Origin of the sequence: Rathayibacter sp. VKM Ac-2759 (assembly GCF_009834225.1) — a bacterium.
In the GTDB taxonomy this organism is placed as follows: domain Bacteria; phylum Actinomycetota; class Actinomycetes; order Actinomycetales; family Microbacteriaceae; genus Rathayibacter.
This window is the reverse complement of the sequence record NZ_CP047176.1, coordinates 2654996-2676080: the sequence shown is the minus strand read 5'-3', so window position 1 is coordinate 2676080 and position 21085 is coordinate 2654996. Positions and strand designations below refer to the sequence as shown.

The window sequence follows — 21085 nt, the reverse complement described above, 5'->3', positions numbered from 1 at the left end:
GACTCCCGAGCCAGCGCGGGGTCAGCGCAGCAGCTCCGCGGCGCCCGCGCGCAGGGCGGTGAGGCGCGAGTCGACGGCGGCGGCGCGCGCAGCGGGATCGGGAGCGGAGGACCACGCGTCGAGGTAGAGCTTCACCTTGGGCTCGGTGCCGCTCGGGCGCGCGATGAGGCGCGCGCCGTCGAGAGTGAAGCGCAGCGCATCCGTCGGCGGCAGTGCACCTCCGGCGGCGAGCAGATCCTCGGAGCGCTCGACGGCCAGCCCGCCGATGGCCGACGGCGGCTCCGCCCGCAGCCGCGCCATGATGCGCGCGATCTCGGACAGGTCAGTGACCCGCATCGAGATCTGCGCCGACCCGAACAGGCCGAACAGCTCGGCGAAGGCGTCGAGCTCGTCGGCGATCGTCCGGCCCTCCTCGGCGAGCGAGCTCGCGAGGGAGAGGAACGCGAGTGCCGCCGAGATCCCGTCCTTGTCGCGCACGGTCGCAGGATTCACGAGGTAGCCGAGCGCCTCCTCGTAGCCGAAGACGAGGTCGGGCACCCGCGAGATCCACTTGAAGCCGGTCAGCGTCTCGACGAACGAGAGCCCGTAGTCGGCCGCCACCGCACCGAGTGCGGGGGAGGAGACGATCGAGCAGGCCAGGGCGCCACCGGGGCGGCCGTCGAGGCGCGCGGCCTCGGCCGCCCGCCAGCCGAGCAGCGCTCCCACCTCGTTGCCCGTGAGCCGCCGGTAGCCGTCGGACGCCGAGGAGTCCGGGATCGCGGCGGCGAAGCGATCGGCGTCCGGATCGTTGGCGACGATCAGGTCCGCACGGCCCGAGCGAGCGGTCGCGAAGGCGAGATCGAGCGCCCCGTCCTCCTCCGGATTGGGGAACGCCACCGTCGGGAACGCCGGATCGGGATCGATCTGCTCGACCACGACCGCCGGCTCGTCGAAGCCCGCGGCGGCGAGGACGCGGTGCGCCGTCTCCCACCCGACACCGTGCATCGCGGTGTAGACGACGCGGAGCGGAGCGCTCTGGTGTCCGCCCGCGGCCGTGGCGCTGATGTAGGCGGCCACGACCGACTCGTCGGCGATCCGGTACTCGCCCCGCGGCAGTTCCGGAACGCGCCGGTCGCGCGCGACGGCGAGGATCCGCTCCGCGATCTCGGAGTCGACCGGCGGCACGATCTGCGATCCCTCGTCGGAGCCGCCGAGGTAGACCTTGTAGCCGTTGTCCTGCGGCGGGTTGTGGCTCGCCGTGACCATGACGCCGGCGTCCGCGTCGAGGTGCCGCACCGCGAAGGCGAGCACCGGAGTGGGGAGCAGGCGCGGCAGCAGCACCGCGTCGACCCCGGCGCCCGCCATGAGCGCCGCGGAGTCCTCGGCGAAGACCCGGGAGTTCTTGCGGCCGTCGTAGCCGATCACGACCACCGGTCGTCCGGTGCCCTGCGCGAGGAGGTGATCGGCGAGGCCGACCGCGGCCTGCGAGACGAGCACCCGGTTCATCCGGTTCGAGCCCGCGGCGATCGCGCCGCGGAGGCCCGCAGTGCCGAAGGCGAGCCGCTCGCCGAACCGGTCCTCGAGCTCGGTCCTGGCCGCCGGGTCGCCGGCGTCGTCGGCCTGCAGCAGGCCGACGAGCTCCTGCCGGGTCTCGGCGTCGGGGTCCTGCGCGAGCCAGTCCTCGGCCAGGGCCCGGACATCGCCCGTCACAGGGCGCCCGTGATCCCGGCGAGGAGGCGCGCGAGGTCGTCCTCCGCGTTCCGGCCCGCCTCGAGCACCTCTTCGTGGCTGAGGGGTGTCTTCTGGATGCCCGCGGCGAGGTTCGTGATCAGCGACATGCCGAGCACCTCCATCCCGGCCTCTCGGGCGGCGATCGCCTCGAGCGCGGTGGACATGCCGACGATGTGCCCGCCGATGATCCGCGCCATCTGGACCTCGGCGGGGGTCTCGTAGTGCGGGCCGCGGAACTGCACGTAGACGCCGTCGTCGAGGTCGGCCCGCGTCTCGCGGGCGAGGCTGCGCAAGCGCGAGGAGTAGAGGTCGGTGAGGTCGACGAAGGTCGCGCCCTCGAGCGGCGAGTCGGCCGTCAGGTTGATGTGGTCGCTGATCAGCACGGGTGTGCCGGGCGTCCAGTGCTCCTTGATGCCTCCGGCGCCGTTGGTGAGGATCATCACCGACGCACCCGTCGCCGCGGCGGTGCGGACGCTGTGCGCGACCCGCCGGACGCCGTAGCCCTCGTAGTAGTGGGTGCGGGCGCCGATGATCAGGGCGCGCTTGCCGGTGGGCAGCAGGACCGAGCGGAGCGTGCCTCCGTGGCCGTGCACGGCGGGCTTCGAGAAGCCCACGATCTCGGAGGCGTCGACCGTGGCCGTCGTCTCGCCGATCAGGTCGGCGGCCTTGCCCCAGCCGCTGCCGAGGGTGAGGGCGATGTCGTGCCTCTCGACTCCGGTCGCCTCGGCGATCTGCGAGGCGGCGTCGGCGGCGATCGCGAACGGATCGGCGGCGGGGGAATCGAGCGGATTCGGGATCTGGTCGGCCATCCACCCACCCTATCCAGGGTGCGCAGCGGAGCGCCCGCCTCCCCGGACGCTCGGCGATTGGGCGGATTCCCAGCGAGAAGGGATGATGGAGCCATGGCTTACGAGTTCGAGCGCGCGCAGAGGATCGCTGTACTCGGAGGAGGACCCGGTGGCTACGAAGCCGCCATCGCCGGAGCCCAGCTCGGCGCCGAGGTCACCCTGGTCGAGCGGGTGGGAGTCGGCGGCTCCGCGGTCATCACCGACGTCGTCCCGTCGAAGTCCCTCATCGCGACCGCGGAGGCGACCAACGCCATCGGCGAGGCGTCCGACCTGGGCGTGCAGTTCTTCACCCGCTCGGAGCAGACGAACAAGCCGGTCCGGCCCGAGGTCGCCGTGAACCTCGCCACCGTCAACAAGCGCCTCCTCGGCCTCGCGCGGCAGCAGTCGGAGGACATGCGCGCGAACCTCGTCCACCACGGCGTGAAGATCATCCAGGGCGACGGCCGTCTCGACGGCACGAACGCGCTGATCGTCTCGACCGCGGCCGGCGGCGAGGGCATGGACTTCGACCGCATCGAGGCCGACACCATCGTCGTGTCGGTCGGTGCGAGCCCCCGTGTGCTCCCGACCGCCGCTCCCGACGGCGAGCGGATCATGAGCTGGACCCAGCTCTACAACCTCAAGTCGGTGCCCGAGCACCTCATCGTCGTCGGCTCCGGCGTGACCGGCGCCGAGTTCGCCTCCGCCTACCGCGCGCTGGGGGCGAAGGTCACCCTGATCTCCTCGCGCGACCAGGTGCTGCCCGGCGAGGACGCCGACGCCGCCGCCGTGATCGAGAACGTCTTCAAGCGCAACGGCATGGTCGTGCTCTCGAAGTCGCGCGCCGACCGGGTCGAGCGCACCGAGAAGGGCGTGCGGGCCGTGCTGTCCGACGGCCGCGTGGTCGAGGGCTCGCACTGCCTGATGGCGGTCGGCTCCGTGCCGAACACGGCGGGCATCGGCCTCGAGGACGCCGGCGTCCAGCTCACCGAGTCGGGTCACATCCGCGTCAACCGCGTCGCGCGCACGAGCGTGCCCTCGATCTACGCGGCCGGCGACTGCACGACCTTCCTGCCGCTCGCCTCCGTCGCCGCCATGCAGGGCCGCACCGGCGTGTTCCACGCGATGGGCGACGCGGTCAACCCGACGGAGGTGCGCAACGTCGCGGCGAACATCTTCACGCAGCCCGAGATCGCGACGGTCGGCTGGAGCCAGCGCGAGATCGAGGAGGGCATCGCGCAGGGAGAGATCTACAAGCTGCCGCTCGCGGCGAACCCGCGCGCGAAGATGATGGGCATCCGCGACGGCTTCGTGAAGCTGTTCGCCCGCACCGGCTCCGGCACGGTCATCGGAGGCGTCATCGTCGCCCCGAAGGCGAGCGAGCTGATCTTCCCCCTCGCCCTCGCCGTCGAGCACCGCCTCACCGTCGACCAGGTCGCCCGCGCCTTCACCGTCTACCCGAGCCTCACCGGCTCCATCTCGGAGGCGGCGCGCGCCATGCACATCGTCGGCTGAAGCCGACGGCCGCGCCTCTCGCGGAGCCGCTCCCCGCGCGGCTCCGCGCAGTCGGCTTGTCGAGATGGTGCGTTCCGCGGAGCGTGTCGCGTCGGGCTGTCGAGAAACGCTGACACGCGTTTCTCGATCGCGCCCTCGTCCTTCGCTGAGAAAGGTGGAGGGTGCGTGTCCGGTGCCTGGTGATCGAGTAGGCCGCGGAGCGGGCGTATCGAGATCCGCCGTCAGTGGTTGCTGCTCGTCGGCCCGCCCGCCGGAGGGGTGGGGTCTCGATGCGCCCCTGCGGGGCTACTCGACCAGCGGGGTGTCGGGCCGACGAGGTGCGTGTCCGGTGCCTGGTGATCGAGTAGGCCGCGGAGCGGGCGTATCGAGATCCACGGCCGTCAGAAGGCCGGCGCTGCGAGCAGAGGGGATGCAGCCTCGATGAGCCCCTGCGGGGCTACTCGACCAGCGGGGTGGAGGGCGCGGCGTTGCGCTCGTCGGGCCGCCGCTACCGTCGGGTCGAGCGCGCGACCGAGAATCGCGTGTCAGCGATTCGAGGCAGTGCGACGCGACTCGCTCTGCGGAGCGCGACCCACCTCGAGAAGCCGACCGCGCTGAGTCGCGCAGGGAGCGGCTCAGAAGACGACTCAGACGATGGACAACAGCACGTGGCCCGAGGACACGGTCGTCCCGGCCTCGGCGGCGAGGCCGCGGACGGTGCCGTCCTTGTGGGCGGTGAGCGGCTGCTCCATCTTCATGGCCTCGAGCACGACGACGAGGTCGCCCGCGACGACCGAGTCGCCCTCGGCGACGGCGACCTTGACGATGGTCGCCTGCATCGGCGCGGTGACGGAGTCGCCGGTGACGGTGCTCACGGAGCCGGCGCCGCGGCGCTTGGGCGCGGCGGTCGCCGTCCCGCGGGCCGGTGCCGTTCCGATGAGGTCGCTGGGCAGCGACACGTCGACGCGGCGGCCGTCGACCTCGACGACGACGCTCTGGCGGGCGCCGGGCTCCGGGATGGCGCCGGGCTCGCCGCTCCACGCCTCGATGGTGTTGTCGAACTCGGTCTCGATCCAGCGGGTGTAGATCGAGAACGGGGCGTCGCCCTCGGGGGCGAAGGCCGGGTCCTCGACGATGACGCGGTGGAAGGGGAGCACCGTGGGCAGGCCCGTGACCTCGAACTCGGCGAGGGCGCGGCGGGAGCGCTGGAGCGCCTCCTCGCGGGTGCTGCCCGTGACGATGAGCTTCGCGAGCAGGGAGTCGAACGACCCCGAGATGACGTCGCCGGCGACGACGCCGGAGTCGACGCGCACGCCCGGTCCGCCGGGGGCCTTGAAGACGTGGATGGGACCCGGGGCGGGCAGGAACCCGCGGCCGGCGTCCTCGCCGTTGATGCGGAACTCGAAGGAGTGGCCGCGGGGCTCCGGGTCGTCGTAGTCGAGGGTGCCGCCCTCGGCGAGGCGGAACTGCTCGCGGACGAGGTCGATGCCGGTGACCTCCTCGGACACGGGGTGCTCGACCTGCAAACGGGTGTTCACCTCGAGGAACGAGACGGTGCCGTCCTTGCCGATGAGGAACTCGCAGGTGCCGGCGCCGACGTAGCCGACCTCGCGGAGGATCGCCTTCGACGCCCGGTAGAGCTCGGTGTTCTGCGCCTCGGTGAGGAACGGCGCGGGCGCCTCCTCGACGAGCTTCTGGTGCCGGCGCTGCAGCGAGCAGTCGCGGGTCGAGACGACGACGACGGTGCCGTGCGCGTCGGCGAGGCACTGCGTCTCGACGTGGCGCGGCTGGTCGAGGTACTTCTCGACGAAGCACTCGCCGCGGCCGAACGCGGCGACGGCCTCGCGGGTCGCGGAGGCGAAGAGCTCCTCGACCTCGTCGCGCTCGCGGGCGACCTTCAGACCGCGGCCGCCTCCTCCGAACGCCGCCTTGATCGCGACGGGCAGGCCGTGCTGGTCGACGAACTCGAGGACCTCGGCCGCGCCCGAGACGGGGTTCAGCGTGCCCGGCGCGAGAGGGGCGCCGACCTTCTCGGCGACGTGGCGCGCCGAGACCTTGTCGCCCAGGCGCTCGATCGCCTCGGGGCTGGGGCCGATCCAGACGAGTCCGGCGTCGATGACGGCGCGTGCGAAGTCGGCGTTCTCGGCGAGGAACCCGTAGCCCGGGTGCACGGCGTCGGCGCCGGAGCGGCGGGCGACCGAGAGGATCTTGTCGACCACGAGGTAGGTCTCGGCGCTGGTGGTCCCGCCGAGTGCGTAGGCCTCGTCGGCGAGGCGGCTGTGGACGGCGTCGCGGTCCTGGTCGGCGTAGACGGCGACGGAGGCGATCCCGCTGTCACGGGCGGCACGGATGACTCGGACGGCGATCTCGCCTCGGTTGGCGATGAGCACCTTCGTAATGCGTGACATGGTCCCCAACACTAGGGGGCCTCTCGGCGATGCCCGGCGCGGCGCTCCACAAAGAAGAGAGGGGGCTTCGTCGGTTCCTGACAACGGCGCGAGCGCGCGAGCGCGGTTTCCCGGACGAGCCGGCGGAGGCGCGTCAGCGCTCCCCGGTGGCGCCCGTCAGCGGTTCCAGAGCGAGGGCCAGGCGATCCCGAATCCGCGGACCAGCGTGCGCAGAGTCGGCACCGACATCCCGATGACGGTCGAGGGATCGCCCTCGATCCGCGTGATGAATCCCGCCGCGAGACCGTCGATGGTGAAGGCTCCCGCGACCTCGAGGGGCTCACCGGTGGCGATGTACGCGTCGATCTCGGAGTCGTCGAGGTCGGCCGCGAACGTGACCGCCGACGTCGTGACCGCGCCGGCCTCGGCGTTCAGCCGCCCGCCGCGGTGGTCGATCAGCCAGTGACCGGAGTGGAGGTGCCCGGTGCGTCCGCGCTGGGCCCGCCAGCGCTCCCGGGCGCGCTCGGGCTCGTGCGGCTTGCCGTGCACGATCCCGTCGAGCACGAAGGCGGAGTCGCCGCCGAGGACGAGCCCGTCGACCTCCGGCCCGAGGACGGCGGTCGCCTTCGCCCGCGCGAGCAGCGCGACGGTCGCGTCGGCGTCGAGGGTGCCCCCGCCCTCGGCCTCGGCGCGGGCGACCGCGGCCGGTTCGTCGACCTCGGACGGCACGACGATTGGCTCGATGCCCGAGGCCCGCAGCAGCGCGAGCCGGGCGGGGGAGGTGGAGGCGAGGTAGAGGCGCACGCGGGCTCCCTGCGGCCGGGCCCACGCTGTGGGATGCTCGACGGATGGCACAGACTCCGTCCCGCGCGCCGTCCCGCCCCGAGAGGGCCGACCCCGCACTCGGAACCGAGATCGAGGTCGACATTAGCAACGTCGCGCACGGCGGCGTGTTCGTCGCCCGGCACGAGGGCCGCGTCGTCTTCGTGCCCGACGTCCTCCCGGGCGAGCGGGTGCGCGTGCGCATCAGCGAGGTCCGGCACGACAGCTTCTGGCGGGCCGAGGCCCTCGAGGTCCTCGAGGCGTCGCCGCACCGCGTCGAGCACGTCTGGCCGGAGGCCGGGCTCGACCGGCGGCCCGAGGAGCGCGTCGGGGGAGCGGAGTTCGGCCACGCCTCCCTCGAGTACCAGCGGACCCTGAAGCGCCTCGTGCTGGAGGACTCCTTCTCGCGCTTCGCCCGCCGCGAGGTGAGCGTCGAGGTCTCCCCGGTTCTCGGCGACGACGACTCCGGTGGCCTCGGCTGGCGCACGCGCAACCGTCTGCACGTCGACGACGACGGCCGCGTCGGCCCCTACGCCGCGCGCAGCCACCACGTCGTGACGGTCGACTCGCTGCCGCTCGCGACCGCCGCCTCGACGGCCGCGGCGCCGCTCGGTGAGCGTCTCGCTCCCGGCTCGGTCGTCGACCTCGTCGACGCCGCCGGGTCGGAGGGAGCCGCCGTCCTCGTGCACGACCCGGCCGACAAGCGTGCGCGGCGGGACCGCACCGTGGTCACCGAGTTCGTCGCCGACCGCACGTTCCGCGTCGACCGCGCCGGCTTCTGGCAGGTGCACCGCGGTGCCGCGACCACTCTCTTCGACGCCGTGCAGGCGAGCGTCGACGCCGAGCTCGCCGACCTGCGCTCGGCCAATCACGACCTCTACGGGGGAGTGGGTCTGCTCGCCGCGGCGCTGGCCGACCGCCTCGGCGCGGGCGTCAGGGTCACCAGCGTCGAGAGCGACGCGCGGGCGACCGAGCACGCGCTCGAGAACCTGGCCGATCTGACCGGCGCACGAGCGGTGACCGCCCGCGTCGACCGCTACCTCCGCGACGCGATCGCCCAGGCGGATGCGCGCGAGCGGGAGCGCTGGCGCGCCGCCACCGTGGTCCTGGACCCTCCGCGCTCCGGAGCGGGCAGGGCCGTCACCGATGCGCTGATCGAGCTGGCGCCCGCGCAGCTCGTCTACGTCGCCTGCGACCCGGTCGCGCTCGCCCGCGACGTCGGGTCGCTGACGGCGGGCGGCTACGAGCTCGAGCGGCTCGACGGCTTCGACCTCTTCCCGCACACCTCGCACGTGGAGGCCGTCGCCCGCCTCACCCGCCGCCAGGGGTGACGTGTCTCTCGGTACCATGAGACCCGATGGAATCGACGATGAGCACTGAGGCCCGCGTCCGAGTGGCGATCGTCGACGACCACGAGTCGGTCCGCCTCGGCGTCGCCGCCGCGATCGAGGGTGCCGGGATGCACGTCGTCGCCGCGGCCGAGACGGTCGGAGCGCTCGAGCAGGTGCTCGGCGGCACCGAGATCGAGGTGCTCGTCCTCGACCTCTCGCTCAACGACGGCTCGAGCATCACCGCCAACGTCAAGTGGGGGCAGGTCCGCGGCTCCGCCGTGCTGGTGCACAGCATCGCCGATCGTGTCGTCGCGGTGCGCGAGGCGCTCGCGGCGGGCGCTGCCGGAGTCATCCCGAAGTCGTCGCCGATGTCGACCGTCATCGCCGCGATCCGCACGGTCGCGCGCGGCGAAGTGCTCAACAACCTCGAGTGGGCGTCGGCGATCGACGCCGACGACGACTTCGCCCGAGCGGTCCTCGGCCGCCGCGAACGCGACGTGCTGCACCTCTACGCCTCCGGTCTGCCCCTGAAGCTCGTCGCCGAGCGGCTGCAGATCTCGGTCTCGACCGCCAAGGAGTACCTCGACCGGATCCGCGACAAGTACGTAGAGATCGGCCGCCCCGCCCCGACCAAGGTCGACCTCCTCCGCCGCGCGGTGGAGGACGGGATCCTCCCCGGCATCGACCCGGACGACGGCGATGCCGGGCGCTGACGTCCTGACCGTCCGCGCGCCGGCGAACCGGGAGCGCATCGACCGCATCATCGCCACGGTCGTCTCGTTCTTCGGCTTCGGCTTCGCGCTCCAGACGGTCCCGCCGATCCTCGGCCAGCTCCCCGACCTCCGGCCCGCGGTGGCGTGGCCCGTCCTCGGCCTCGTGTTCGGCGCGCTCGCCGCCTCGGTCCTCACCGCCGTGCTCCGGCGGGGAACCCGGGTGACCGCGGTCCTGGTCGCGGGCGGGCTCCTGCTCGCGCTCGTCTCCTGGCCGTTCTCGGTCCTCCCCGACGCCGCCGTCCAGGAGACGCCCTGGATCTGGTACCTGATGACCATCGGCACGGCGTTCTGCACCACCGTCGCGCCGCTGCGCGTCGCCATCGCCTACGCGATCACGACGCCGCTCCTGTTCGGGGTGCTCCGGGTGCTCCCCTCCGGAGGCGCGGCCGAGCCCACCCGCGCGATCCTCGACGCCTTCTACGTCGGCATCGTCGGCTTCGTGATGCTCGTTCTGATCACCGTGCTCCGGCAGTCGGCCGACGAGGTCGACCGCGCCCAGACGACCGCCATGCAGCAGTACGAGGCCGCGATGCGGCAGCACGCCGGCGAGGTGGAGCGGGTCGAGGTCGACGCGCTCGTGCACGACAACGTCCTCGCCACCCTCCTGGCCGCCGCCACGGCGGAGTCTCCCGCCGAGCGCTCGCTGGTCTCCTCGATGGCCCGGCGCACGCTCGCCGTGCTCCTCCCGGAGCGCGAGTCCGACGTCGCGGACGGCGATGTGCCGCTCGAGCTCGTCGAGCGTCAGCTCACCCACGCCGCGTCGACCTTCGCGGCCGACTTCCTGGTCGAGACGGCCAGGGGGGCCGATCCTCGAGTGGGCAGTGTGCCCCGCACCGTCGCCGAGGCGGTGCTCGGTGCGGTCTGGCAGGCCCTGACGAACAGCGTCCAGCACGCGGGACCGAGCGACCGGGTCCGGCGGGTGGTCCGCGGCACCCTCGACGACGGAGCCGTGCACGTGGTCGTCGAGGACGACGGGCGCGGGTTCCAGGTGGCGGAGGTGCCGCGCGAGCGACTGGGCATCCGCCTCTCGATCGTGGAGCGGATCCAGAACGCCGGCGGGGCGGCTCGCGTCGAGTCCGCGGTCGGCGAGGGCACGCGGGTCGACATCATGTGGCCGCCGTCGGCCGGCAGGGAGCGGCGCCCGTGATCACCTATCCGCGTCCGCTCCTCTACGCCCTCGCGGCGGGCTTCTCGCTCTACCACGTGGTGCTCGCGTTCTTCTCGTTCCGGAGCGCGCCGCCGAGCCCGGCGGACCTCCTCGCGGTCTCGCTCTACGCGGCCGCGACGGTCGTCGCGCTCTGGCCGAGCACGACGGTCCGGATGTCCGCGCCGGTCGCGTTCTCGATGACGGCCGTGGCGATCGCCCTGCCGCTCCTCGTCGCCCCCTCGCTCGATCCCGGGGTCTCGAACGGCTACTCGACCTGGTACATCGCCGCCGTCGGCACGCTCATGACCGTCGTCTGCGCGCGGAGGCGCCCGCTCGCCGCCTGGGCGGGAGTCGCGTTCCTCATCGTCCACACGACGATCTGGGCGGGACCGGTCGCACTGGCGACGCTGGGCGTGGTCGGCGGCATCGCCTGGGTGGGCATCGCGCAGCTGCTCATCATCGAGCTCGGGCGGGCGAGCTCGGAGGCCCGCGTGCTGGAGGCGGCGGAGCGCGCCGCGGCCTCGTGGCGCGCGGCGGAGGAGGCGCACCTGAGCGAGCGCGAGGTGCGGCTGGAGCAGACGCGCGCCATCGCCTCGGACATGCTGCGGCGGATCGCGGCGAGCGGCTCGGGGCTGAGCGACGAGGAGCGGCGCGAGTGCCGCCTGCTCGAGGCGTCGGTCCGCGACGAGATCCGCGGCCGCCGGCTGCTCGACGACGAGGTGCGCCGGCTGGTGCTCGATGCGCGGCGCCGCGGCGTGACCGTCTCGGTGCTCGACGACGGAGGACTCGACCGCACCTCGGAGGAGGAGAGCAGCCGGGTGCTCAGCGAGCTGGCCCGTGCCCTCGGCGGCATCCGCGAGGGGGTCGACCGCATCGTGGTCCGCACCGCCTCCCCGGACTCGCCCTCGGCGGTGACCGTCGTGGGGCTCAGGACGGCCGGAGACGGCAGTGCGGGAGCCCTCGGATCGGACGACGCGGCCGACGAGGTCGACGCCTGGGTCGAGATCCGGCGCGACGAGCGCAGCCCGTCCGGCGCCTGAGCTCGGCGCGGCCGCAGGAGCTGCTCACCTCGGGCGTCGCCCGGGAGGGCGCACCGGTTAAAAGAGTGCGGCGGGCCGTCCACTCCTCCGAAGAGGGGGCCCGGCCCGCCGTCAAACCCCGAGTGAGGGTGATAACCCGAATATCACCCTCACTCGCCCCCAAAACACCCGCCCGCTTACCCTGGTCGGCGAGTGATTGGCAGTGCCCCCTCCGAGGAGTGAACACCGAACACGCATAATCATCCTCAGCGGGCGAGGATCGAGATAGTCGGCACTTTAGGGGACTAATCGGGGTACAAATCTCACCTTCGCTCCGACGCCCGACGCCATCGGGGTACAGACCGGGTGCGGAGGATCAGCCGGAGAAGGAGCGCCAGGCTCCCGGCGCGGGAGCGAGCGGCGCGCGGACGGCCGACGCGCGATCGTTCCAGCCGCCCGCGACGACCTCCGACGGCTCCTGCCGGGCCGGTGCCTGAGCGGCGAGCGCGGTCACCACGGCCGTCACGGCGGCGATCTGACGGGCATCGAGGCCCGGGGTCGAGATGACGACGTCGGGTGCGGAGTCGGAAGCGCTCATGCCGCGACGGTACCGCATCGGCCTCCACGGGGTCGGGCGGGGCGGCCGCGGGCGCTTCACGGCCGGGAGTCGGCGGCGCGCCGTTATGCTGTCGCCGGACGTCGCCGGAGCGGCGTTCCGCCCGGGTCCGAACAGGAGCAAGCACCATGCCGTCGTGGTTCTCGAGGCGCGGCGTCGCGGTGGTCCGGCCCCTCCGGCCCCTCCGGCTCCTGCTGCGCCGTTCGCCCGTCGCGGTCGCCGTGACACTCGTCCTGCTCGTCGCGAGCGCGGTCACCGGGACGCTCCTCGGACCCGCGAGCGCCGACACCTCGGCCTGGTGGGCGGGGGGAGCCGGCACGACCCTGGGCGGCCGGCCGTGGACGGCGGTCACCGCGCTCCTGGTCTCCTCCGATCCGCTGCAGCTCCTGCTCGACGTCGTCCTCGTGCTCCCTCTGCTCGCGGTGGCCGAGCGGCGGCTCGGCTCCGTGCGCACGGTCGTCGCCTTCGTGGTGACCGGCGTCCTCGGAGTCGGGATCGGCGCGCTGCTGCAGTCGTCGGGCGCGGCCGCGGGGGAGTGGTGGGCGACCGACACCGTCGGCGACGCGACCTTCGACCCGCTGATCGGCGCCGTCGGCGCGCTCCTGGCCTCCACCGCGTTCATGGGCGCTCTGTGGCGCCGTCGGCTCCGGGTGACGACCTTCTCGGTCGTCCTGATGTTCGTGCTCTACGCCGGCGACTCCGCCGATGTCTACCGGATGATCGCGGGCCTCGCCGGTCTCGCCCTCGGCGCCGTCCTCGCGGGCGGAGTCGGCGCCCTGCGCCCCCGCAGGCCCGTGCGGAGCTCGCACCGGGAGTCGCGCGCGCTCATCGCGGCGGTGGTCGCCGTGACGGCGATCGGCCCGCTGGTCGCGGTGCTCTCGGACTCCGGGTACGGCCCCTTCTCGTTCCTCGGCCGGCTCCTGCAGAGCGCGTTCACCGGCACCGGCGATCTCGAGGACCCCTGCGGGGGGATGGTGCGCCACTGCACGCACCACGTGCAGCTCAGCCTCGTGGCTCCGGGACCGATCGTCCTGACCTTCGTCCCCCTCCTCCTGCTCCTGGTCGCGGCGGCGGGGCTGCGCTCGGGTCGGCGCCTCGGGCTCGTGCTGGCGATCGGCGTCAACGCGGCGATCGCCGTCCTCGAGGTGTTCTCGCTGCAGCGAGCGGCGCGGCACTCCGACTTCCCGTACTACGCCGAGTATCTGCTCTGGGTCGCGACGACGGTGCTCGTCCCGCTCGCGGTGGTCGCCGTGCTCGTGATCGGCCGGCGGCACTTCCGGATCAGGGCCCCACGCGAGGCGGCTCGGCGCTGGGCGCGGATCACCGGCGCGGCCTTCGTCGTGGGGCTGGGCGGCTACCTCGCACTCGCCGCGGCCTCCCGCACCAGCTTCGAGCCCGTGATCGGCGTGGGTCGGCTGCTGCTCGACGGGCTCCTCCGCTTCGTGCCGGTCAGCTTCCTCGGCGGATTCGGTCTGATGGCCGTCCCGCGCGAACCGGTGGCGCGGCTGGTCTTCGAGTGGGTGGGGCCCGCGTTCTGGCTCCTCGTCGTCGTCGCCGTGGTGTCCCTGCTGCGCGCGACCGACGTCCAGCGGGTGCGCGGCGACGAGGCGCGGTACCGGGCTCTGCTCGAGCGCTACGGAGCCGGCAGCCTCGGCCACCAGGGCACCTGGCAGGGCAACGAGCACTGGATCGCCGCCGACGGCGAGGGCGGTGTCGCCTACCGGGTGGTGGGCGCCGTGGCGATCACGCTGTCCGATCCGGCCTGCGCGCCGGAGAGGCGGGCCGAGGTCGTCGCGGGCTTCGTCCGCTTCTGCGACGAGCGGAGCTGGACGCCCGTCTTCTACAGCGTCCACGACGAGCTGCTCCCGGTCTTCGACTCCCTCGGCTGGTCGCGGATCTCGGTGGGCGAGGAGACGATCATCGAGCTCGAGGGCTTCGAGCTCACCGGCAAGCAGTGGCAGAAGGTCCGCTACCCGCTGAACCGCGGCATCAAGCTCGGCATCGAGGCGGTCTGGACGAGCTGGCCGGACCTGTCGCTGGGCATGGCGAACCAGATCGTCGACCTGTCGGAGCGCTGGGTCGCCGAGAAGGCGCTCCCCGAGATGGGCTTCACGCTCGGCGGGATCGACGAGATCCGCGACGCCGACGTCGCGCTCCTGCTCGCCGTCGGGCCGGACGGAGTCCTCCAGGGCGTGACCAGCTGGCTCCCCGTGCACCGCGACGGCCGGATCGTCGGCTGGACGCTCGACTTCATGCGCCGCTCCGACGACGCGATGCCGGGGATCATGGAGTTCCTCATCGCCTCCGCCGCGCTGCACGCCCAGCAGGAGGGGGCCGAGTTCCTCTCGCTGTCCGGAGCCCCGCTCGCCGTGGCGCCGGTCGAGGCGGGGCAGGAGGCGCCCCAGCCGACCGTGCTCTCCCGGCTGCTGGAGTTCCTCTCGCGCACGCTCGAGCCGGCCTACGGCTTCACGTCGCTGTTCCGCTTCAAGGCGAAGTTCCACCCCCGCTACGTGGGACTCTGGATGGCCTACCCCGACGCGCTGCAGCTGCCGCGCATCGGCGCGGCTCTCGGCCGGGCCTACCTGCCCGACGTGTCGGCCGCGGAGGCGCTGGCGTTCGCCCGCGCGCTCGCTCCCCGGCCCGAGGAGCGCTCCGCGGAGTCCGCGAAGGCGGGACCGGGCGCGGCCTAGAGGCGCAGCTCGCCGCGCAGGACGCGGGAGGCGATGACGGTCAGCGCCGTCGAGGTCGAGCGCGCGTGCCGGCGGAGGACGTCGAAGGCCTCCTCGGTGCTGATGTCGCGGGAGTAGGCGACCGCCCCCTTCGCCTGCTCGATGACGACGCGGCTGTCGAGGGCGCGCTGCAGCTGACTGCGCACCAGATCGCTCTCCTCCAGTGCGCGCTGGTGCAGGATGCCGATCGTCGCGACGTCGGCGAACGCCTGGACGACCGCGACGTCCTCGTCGGCGAGGAGCCCCGGCGTCGTCCCGAACAGGTTCAGCGATCCGATGCACTCGCTGCGCAGGCGCAGCGGCACGCAGTGGACGGAGCGCAGACCGAGCTCGAGGGCGCGCTCGCGGAACCGATCCCACTCCGGCGGCGCGTCGCGGATGTCGGCGACGACGACCGCCTCGCCCGTGTGCAGGCACTCCATGCACGGCCCCGCGTCCTCGTGCAGCTGCAGCAGGCCGATCAGGCGGGAGTCCTCATCCGTCGACGCGAGGACCTCGGCGACGCCGTGGGCGTCGCGCAGCACGAGGCCCGCCGAGGCCGCCTCGAAGAGGGAGGCGCTGCGATCGACGAGGGTCTGCATGAGCTCGACGGTGTCGTAGTCGTCGACGAGGGTGTCGGAGAGCGTCACGAAGGTCTCGATGAGATCGTGCTCACGGGCGCGGGCAGTCATGGTGTCGATCCTAGGTTTCGAGGGGCGGCGGGGGGAATCCCGAGCGGCGGTCGGCGATCTCCTCCGCGAGGGCGGCGACGCTCCGGCCGAGCGTGAAGGCGTGCGCCCTGAGCAGGAGGAGCGCGTCGCCCGGCGAGCACTGGTCGCGCGCCACGATCATCCCCGTCGCCTGGTGGATGACGCGCCGGGAGTGCGGGTTGCCGGACTCGTCGGTGTCGCTGCCGACCAGCACCTGCGCGACGAGTTCGAGCGCGGTCGCCGTCGTCCTCCGGCGGATGCCGTCGATCACGGACGAGGGGAGGGGGCCGGGACTGCGGTTGTAGAGGTCGACGACGCCGACGTCGAGCCCGCCCACCCTCAGCGGGAACGCGTAGACCGCATCGACGGGGATCCTGGTCGCCTCGTCGGCGAACAGCGGCCAGCGCGGAGTGGATTCGCGCACGTCGTCGACGAGGACCGGGCGGCGGCTGCGCACCGCGTCCCATCCCGGCCCCTCACCGAGATCGAGCTGGATCTCGTCGAGGCGGGCGGCGACCGGGTCGCTCGCGGCGACGGTCTCGCCCGCGAAGGAGGATCCGATCGTCGAGATCGCGGCACCGCTCACGGGGAAGTCCGACACGTAGGGCGTGCACAGGCGCGCGAGGACGACGGTGGGCATCGATCCTCCCGATCCTCCGCGCCGGCGGGCAGGCGCGGTGAGGGCTCACGCTAGCAGCCGGGACTCGGTGCCCCGCGGGCGTGCGTTGCGGGTCGCCGGCGTCAGAGCGGGATGTTGCCGTGCTTCTTCGCGGGGAGGTTCGCCCGCTTGGTCCGCAGTGCCCGGAGCGCCTTGACGACCGACACCCGCGTCGCGGACGGCTCGATGACTCCGTCGAGCTCGCCGCGCTCGGCCGCGAGGAACGGGCTCGCGACGTTGTAGGTGTACTCGTTCGCCAGCCGGGTGCGGACGGCCGCGACGTCCTCGCCCGCCTCCTCCGCCTTCCGGATCTCTCCGCGGTAGAGGATGTTGACGGCTCCCTGACCGCCCATGACCGCGATCTCGGCGGTCGGCCAGGCCAGGTTGATGTCGGCTCCGAGCTGCTTCGAGCCCATCACGATGTACGCGCCGCCGTACGCCTTGCGCAGGATCACGGTGACCAGCGGGACGGTCGCCTCGGCGTAGGCGTAGAGGAGCTTCGCGCCGCGGCGGATGACGCCGGTCCACTCCTGGTCGGTGCCGGGCAGGTAGCCCGGCACGTCGACCAGCGTGAGGATCGGGATCGAGAAGGCGTCGCAGAAGCGGACGAAGCGCGAGGCCTTCTCTCCCGCCTCGATGTTCAGGGTGCCGGCCATCGCGCTCGGCTGGTTGGCGATGACGCCCACCGAGCGCCCCTCGACGCGGCCGAAGCCGATGACGATGTTGGGCGCGAACAGCGGCTGCACCTCGAGGAAGTCGCCCTCGTCGACGATGTGCTCGATGACGGCGCGCATGTCGTAGGGCTGGTTGGGGCTGTCGGGGATGACCGTGTCGAGGAAGCGGTCGGCGTCCGTGGTCTCGAGGTCGATCTCGTTGTCGAAGACGGGCGCCTGCGAGAGGTTGTTGTCCGGGAGGAAGGAGAGCAGCGTCCGCGCGTAGTCGAGCGCGTCGTTCTCGTCGCTCGCGAGGTAGTGCGAGACGCCCGAGATCTTGTTGTGGGTGAGGGCTCCTCCGAGCTCCTCCATGCCGACGTCCTCACCGGTGACGGTCTTGATCACGTCGGGGCCGGTGACGAACATCTGACTGGTCTTGTCGACCATGATCACGAAGTCGGTGAGGGCGGGGGAGTAGACCGCACCGCCCGCGGCGGGGCCGCAGATGATGGAGATCTGGGGGATGACGCCGCTCGCGGCGGTGTTGCGGCGGAAGATCTCGCCGTACTTGCCGAGGGCGACGACGCCCTCCTGGATGCGCGCTCCGCCGGAGTCGAGGATGCCGATGATCGGCACGCCGGTCTTCAGGGCCAGATCCATCACCTTGATGATCTTCTCGCCGGCGACCTCGCCGAGGGAGCCGCCGAAGATCGTGAAGTCCTGCGAGTAGACGGCCACCTGGCGACCGTGGATGGTGCCGGTGCCCGTGACGACCGCGTCGCCGTAGGGACGCTTCTTCTCCATGCCGAACGCGTGGGTGCGGTGGCGCACAAACTCGTCGAGCTCGACGAACGATCCGGGATCGAGGAGGGTGTCGATCCGCTCGCGCGCCGTCATCTTGCCCTTGGCGTGCTGCTTCTCGATCGCGGCCTCGCCGCTGGCGGTGACCGCCTCGTGGTAGCGGGCCTTGAGATCCGCGATCTTCCCCGCGGTCGTGTAGAGATCGGGCGCGGGACGTTCGATGTTCGCGGTCACTCGCTCACCTTACCGGCGGGGGTGGTGCCACCCCCCTTGTCGTACCCGCACAGGGACAGAGGGCTGGAGCGAGAGGATCCGCACAAGGGCCGGGCGCGGCTGCCGGCCTCGGCGTCCTGTCGAGCACGCCCGGTACCGTGGCCGCATGCAGCTCCCGCTCTCCCGCTCCGTCTCGCCGCAGGTCCTCTGGCTCGAGAGCGCCGGCTCGACGAACGACGAGCTGCGCGAGCGCGCCACGGAGGATCGCGCCGCCTGGCCGCATCTCTCGGTCGTCGCGACCGACGACCAGCGCGCGGGCCGCGGCCGCCTCGGGCGCGTCTGGCAGGCACCGCCCGGTCGCACCCTCGCGGCGTCGACCCTGGTCGATGCGGCGGGTCTGCCCGCGGCGGCGCTCGGCTGGCTGCCGCTCGTCGCCGGCACGGCGCTCGCCCGCGCCCTCGCGCCGCTCGTCGACGTGCCCGTCGCGGTCAAGTGGCCCAACGACGTCCTGCTCGACGGCCGCAAGGTCGCCGGGATCCTCGCGGAGCGGCTCGCCGACGGGCGGGTGGTCGTCGGGACCGGCGTGAACCTCCTCCTCAGCGAGGAGGAGCTGCCGGTGCCGACCGCGACCTCCCTGGCGCTCGCCGGCGCCCGGGAGCCGGAGGCCGACGCCGTGCTCGCCGCGTTCCTCACCGAGTTCCAGGCGCTGCTCGCACCGCTCCTCTCCCTCGGCGACGCCGAGGCCGCCGGGACCGCCGAGGCCGTCCGCTCCTGGTGCGGCACGCTGGGCCGCCCGGTCAGAGTGGAGCTCCCGGACGGCACCGAGGCGGAGGGGACCGCTGCCGGCATCGACGCCGACGGGCGCCTCGTGCTCGAGCAGGGCGGGGAGCGGCGCGCCTTCTCCTCGGGCGACGTCACGCACCTCCGGCAGTGACGGCACGACGATGAGCCGCCAGGAGCGGGACCTCGCCCGACTCACGCCGCGGGCCCGCACGGCCGCCGGGCCGATCGCGGGGTTCCTCCTCCTGACCTGGACGGGGTTCTACTTCGCCGCGCAGTTCGAGCTCGACGTGCAGCGCTGGATCATCGGGCTCGGCACCGGCGTCCTCGTGCTTCTGCTCTGCGTGCCGGGATTCGCGCGCTGGGCGGGGATCCGCTACCGGATCACCGAGCACGGCCTGCACGCCCGGCGAGGTCTGCTCCGCGTGCGCCGGGCCGAGGTGGTCTTCGACCCGAGGATGACGGTGAGCGTGACGCGGAGTCTCCCGCAGCGGATCGCGCGGTGCGCGGACGTGACCCTCGAGCAGGGCGGCGCGGAGGTGTTCGTGCTGCGCGATCTCCCCGACCCCGAGCTGGCCGCGGACCTCCTCCGCGAGACGATCGCCGCGGCCCCCGCGCCCGAGTGGCCGGAGCCCCTCGGCCACGAGTGAGCGCCAGCGGCCCGCCGCTACCATGGAGCCGCCCGTCCAGCGGGCGGAGAGGGAGGAACGTCATGCGCGTCGGCGTGATCGGAGGCGGCCAGCTCGCCCGGATGATGATCCCCGCGGCGGTCGAGCTCGGCATCGAGATCGCCGTCCTGGCCGAGGGCGAGGGAGCGTCGGCGGCGCTCGCCGCGACCGTGGTCGGCGACTACCGCGACGAGGCGACGGTGCTCGCCTTCGCCGAGACGGTCGATGTCGTGACGTTCGACCACGAGCACGTCCCCCAGCCGATCCTCCGTGAGCTCGTCGCCCGGGGAGTCGCCGTGCACCCCGGCCCCGACGCCCTGCTCTACGCGCAGGACAAGCTCCTGATGCGCCGCCGTCTCAGCGACCTCGGCGTCCCGGTGCCCGACTGGGCCGAGATCGCGAGCGCCGACGAGCTCGCCGCGTTCCTCGCCGACCACGGCGGCCGCGCCGTCGTGAAGACGGCCCGCGGCGGCTACGACGGCAAGGGCGTCCGCGTCGTGCACGGGGCGCACGAGGCCGACGACTGGTTCCAGGCGCTCGCCGAGGACGGCCGGGGCGGCGCCCTGCTGGTCGAGGAGCTCGTCGACTTCCGCCGCGAGCTCGCCCAGCTCGTCGCGCGCCGCCCGTCGGGCGAGACGATCCTCTGGCCCGTCGTCGAATCGGTGCAGCGCGACGGAGTGTGCGCCGAGGTCTTCGCGCCGGCCCCCGCCTCCGCGGGTCGGGTCGCCGCCGCGGCGGCCGAGATCGCCGAGACGATCGCCGAGAGGCTCGGCGTCACCGGGGTGCTCGCCGTCGAGCTCTTCGAGACGGTCGACGACCGCATCCTGGTGAACGAGCTCGCGATGCGACCGCACAACAGCGGGCACTGGACGATGGACGGCTCGACGACGTCCCAGTTCGAGCAGCACCTGCGGGCCGTGCTCGATCTGCCGCTCGGAGCGACCGGCTGCCGCGACCCGTGGACCGTGATGGTGAACGTGCTGGGCGGTCCGGTGGGGGAGTCGCTGACCGACCGCTACCCCCGCGTCCTCGCGGAGCACCCCGCCGTGAAGGTGCACAACTACGGCAAGGAGCCCCGCCCCGGGCGCAAGGTCGGACACGTGAACGCGACCGGCGACGAGCTCGACCTGGTGGTCTACGAGGCGCGTGCCGCGGCGGCCGTTCTCACCGACTGACCCTTACCATGGGGCGGTGACGAGCCAGACGACAGCCCCCGCCCGCGCCCTCCGGGGTCTCTCGTGAGCGGGCTGGTCGGCGAGGGCTCGCCGCTGGTGGGACTCGTGATGGGGTCGGACTCCGACTGGTCGGTGATGCAGGCCGCCTCGACGGCGCTCTCCGAGTTCGGCGTCGCGCACGAGGTCCGCGTCGTGTCGGCGCACCGCACCCCGCAGGCGATGATCGACTACGGCCGCAGCGCGCACGCGCGGGGCCTGCGCGTCGTCATCGCGGGAGCCGGCGGAGCCGCCCACCTCCCCGGGATGCTCGCGGCGGTCACCTCGCTCCCCGTCGTCGGCGTGCCCGTGCCGCTCGCCCGCCTCGACGGCCTCGACTCCCTCCTCTCCATCGTGCAGATGCCCGCGGGCGTTCCCGTCGCCACCGTCTCGATCGGCGGCGCCCGCAACGCGGCGCTGCTCGCGGTGAAGATCCTCGCGACCGCCGACCCGTCGCTGACCGAGAGGCTCGACGCCTTCGCCGCCGACCTCGAGACCCAGGTCGCGGCGAAGAACGACGCACTGGTGGCGGGCCTGTGACGGCGATGACGCTCCCG

18 protein-coding genes are annotated in these 21085 nt (G+C 73.0%); 10 read left to right on the top strand and 8 right to left on the bottom strand.

Features of this window, described 5'->3' with window-relative positions; translation table 11 throughout:
• Positions 1 to 21: 21 nt before the first annotated feature.
• Both GSU68_RS12340 and GSU68_RS12335 read right to left on the bottom strand, forming a co-directional pair.
• Positions 22 to 1689 carry a phospho-sugar mutase gene (locus GSU68_RS12340; RefSeq protein WP_159908737.1) on the bottom strand — a complete coding sequence of 556 codons (1668 nt, stop codon included), beginning with the start codon at positions 1687 to 1689 and terminating at the stop codon, positions 22 to 24.
• Positions 1686 to 2519, bottom strand: a complete 834-nt coding sequence (locus GSU68_RS12335; RefSeq protein WP_159908735.1) for a purine-nucleoside phosphorylase — start codon at positions 2517 to 2519, stop codon at positions 1686 to 1688. Before GSU68_RS12335 ends, GSU68_RS12340 begins: the two co-directional genes overlap by 4 nt.
• A gap of 93 nt (positions 2520 to 2612) precedes the next feature.
• On the opposite strand from GSU68_RS12335, the gene GSU68_RS12330 reads away from it, so the two are divergent.
• A complete protein-coding gene (locus GSU68_RS12330; RefSeq protein WP_159908733.1) occupies positions 2613 to 4052 on the top strand; it encodes an NAD(P)H-quinone dehydrogenase in 1440 nt (479 codons plus the stop codon).
• A 626-nt stretch (positions 4053 to 4678) separates the two neighbouring features.
• On the opposite strand, the gene GSU68_RS12325 is transcribed toward GSU68_RS12330, so the two are convergent.
• Together GSU68_RS12325 and GSU68_RS12320 are read right to left on the bottom strand one after the other, a co-directional pair.
• Complete coding sequence (locus GSU68_RS12325) at positions 4679 to 6439, bottom strand: biotin carboxylase N-terminal domain-containing protein (RefSeq protein ID WP_159908731.1); 1761 nt, start codon at positions 6437 to 6439, stop codon at positions 4679 to 4681.
• A 156-nt stretch (positions 6440 to 6595) separates the two neighbouring features.
• Complete coding sequence (locus tag GSU68_RS12320; protein WP_159908729.1) at positions 6596 to 7222, bottom strand: Maf family protein; 627 nt, start codon at positions 7220 to 7222, stop codon at positions 6596 to 6598.
• A gap of 44 nt (positions 7223 to 7266) precedes the next feature.
• Here GSU68_RS12320 and GSU68_RS12315 point away from each other — a divergent pair, with 44 nt between their 5' ends.
• From GSU68_RS12315 to GSU68_RS12300, 4 genes are read left to right on the top strand one after another with little or no spacing between them, the layout of a single operon-like run.
• Positions 7267 to 8571: a TRAM domain-containing protein gene (locus GSU68_RS12315; protein ID WP_159908727.1), complete on the top strand. Its 1305-nt coding sequence runs from the start codon at positions 7267 to 7269 to the stop codon at positions 8569 to 8571.
• A gap of 38 nt (positions 8572 to 8609) precedes the next feature.
• Positions 8610 to 9284 carry a response regulator transcription factor gene (locus GSU68_RS12310; protein ID WP_159908725.1) on the top strand — a complete coding sequence of 225 codons (675 nt, stop codon included), beginning with the start codon at positions 8610 to 8612 and terminating at the stop codon, positions 9282 to 9284.
• Complete coding sequence (locus GSU68_RS12305; protein WP_159908723.1) at positions 9271 to 10491, top strand: ATP-binding protein; 1221 nt, start codon at positions 9271 to 9273, stop codon at positions 10489 to 10491. The genes GSU68_RS12310 and GSU68_RS12305 overlap by 14 nt, the downstream gene beginning before the upstream one ends.
• A complete protein-coding gene (locus GSU68_RS12300; protein WP_159908721.1) occupies positions 10488 to 11531 on the top strand; it encodes a hypothetical protein in 1044 nt (347 codons plus the stop codon). Before GSU68_RS12305 ends, GSU68_RS12300 begins: the two co-directional genes overlap by 4 nt.
• 355 nt (positions 11532 to 11886) lie before the next feature.
• Here GSU68_RS12300 and GSU68_RS12295 read toward each other — a convergent pair whose 3' ends face one another.
• On the bottom strand, positions 11887 to 12108 hold the full coding sequence (locus GSU68_RS12295) for an acyl-CoA carboxylase subunit epsilon (RefSeq protein WP_159908719.1): 222 nt from the start codon (positions 12106 to 12108) through the stop codon (positions 11887 to 11889).
• 146 nt (positions 12109 to 12254) lie between these two features.
• Here GSU68_RS12295 and GSU68_RS12290 point away from each other — a divergent pair, with 146 nt between their 5' ends.
• A complete protein-coding gene (locus tag GSU68_RS12290) occupies positions 12255 to 14816 on the top strand; it encodes a DUF2156 domain-containing protein (protein ID WP_159908717.1) in 2562 nt (853 codons plus the stop codon).
• On the opposite strand, the gene GSU68_RS12285 is transcribed toward GSU68_RS12290, so the two are convergent.
• The 3 genes from GSU68_RS12285 to GSU68_RS12275 all read right to left on the bottom strand — a co-directional run bounded on the left by GSU68_RS12285 (position 14813) and on the right by GSU68_RS12275 (position 17890).
• Positions 14813 to 15526, bottom strand: coding sequence for a GAF and ANTAR domain-containing protein (locus GSU68_RS12285; RefSeq protein ID WP_159908706.1), 714 nt, complete (start codon positions 15524 to 15526; stop codon positions 14813 to 14815). The two genes, GSU68_RS12290 and GSU68_RS12285, sit on opposite strands and share 4 nt — an antisense overlap.
• A 10-nt stretch (positions 15527 to 15536) precedes the next feature.
• Positions 15537 to 16184 carry a GAF and ANTAR domain-containing protein gene (locus tag GSU68_RS12280; RefSeq protein WP_159908704.1) on the bottom strand — a complete coding sequence of 216 codons (648 nt, stop codon included), beginning with the start codon at positions 16182 to 16184 and terminating at the stop codon, positions 15537 to 15539.
• 101 nt (positions 16185 to 16285) lie between these two features.
• Entirely contained in the window at positions 16286 to 17890 is a 1605-nt protein-coding gene (locus GSU68_RS12275) for an acyl-CoA carboxylase subunit beta (protein ID WP_244259267.1), read from the bottom strand.
• Between the two features lie 145 nt (positions 17891 to 18035).
• Between GSU68_RS12275 and GSU68_RS12270 the strand changes: the two genes are divergently transcribed.
• From GSU68_RS12270 to purE, 4 genes are all read left to right on the top strand, one after another.
• On the top strand, positions 18036 to 18803 hold the full coding sequence (locus GSU68_RS12270; protein ID WP_159908702.1) for a biotin--[acetyl-CoA-carboxylase] ligase: 768 nt from the start codon (positions 18036 to 18038) through the stop codon (positions 18801 to 18803).
• 10 nt (positions 18804 to 18813) lie between these two features.
• Positions 18814 to 19299 (top strand): PH domain-containing protein, encoded by a 486-nt coding sequence (locus GSU68_RS12265; protein ID WP_159908700.1) that lies wholly within the window; start codon positions 18814 to 18816, stop codon positions 19297 to 19299.
• Positions 19300 to 19361: 62 nt separating this feature from the next.
• Positions 19362 to 20492 carry a 5-(carboxyamino)imidazole ribonucleotide synthase gene (locus GSU68_RS12260; RefSeq protein WP_208544564.1) on the top strand — a complete coding sequence of 377 codons (1131 nt, stop codon included), beginning with the start codon at positions 19362 to 19364 and terminating at the stop codon, positions 20490 to 20492.
• A gap of 108 nt (positions 20493 to 20600) precedes the next feature.
• Positions 20601 to 21068 carry a 5-(carboxyamino)imidazole ribonucleotide mutase gene (gene purE, locus GSU68_RS12255; protein ID WP_159910278.1) on the top strand — a complete coding sequence of 156 codons (468 nt, stop codon included), beginning with the start codon at positions 20601 to 20603 and terminating at the stop codon, positions 21066 to 21068.
• Positions 21069 to 21085: the final 17 nt, after the last annotated feature.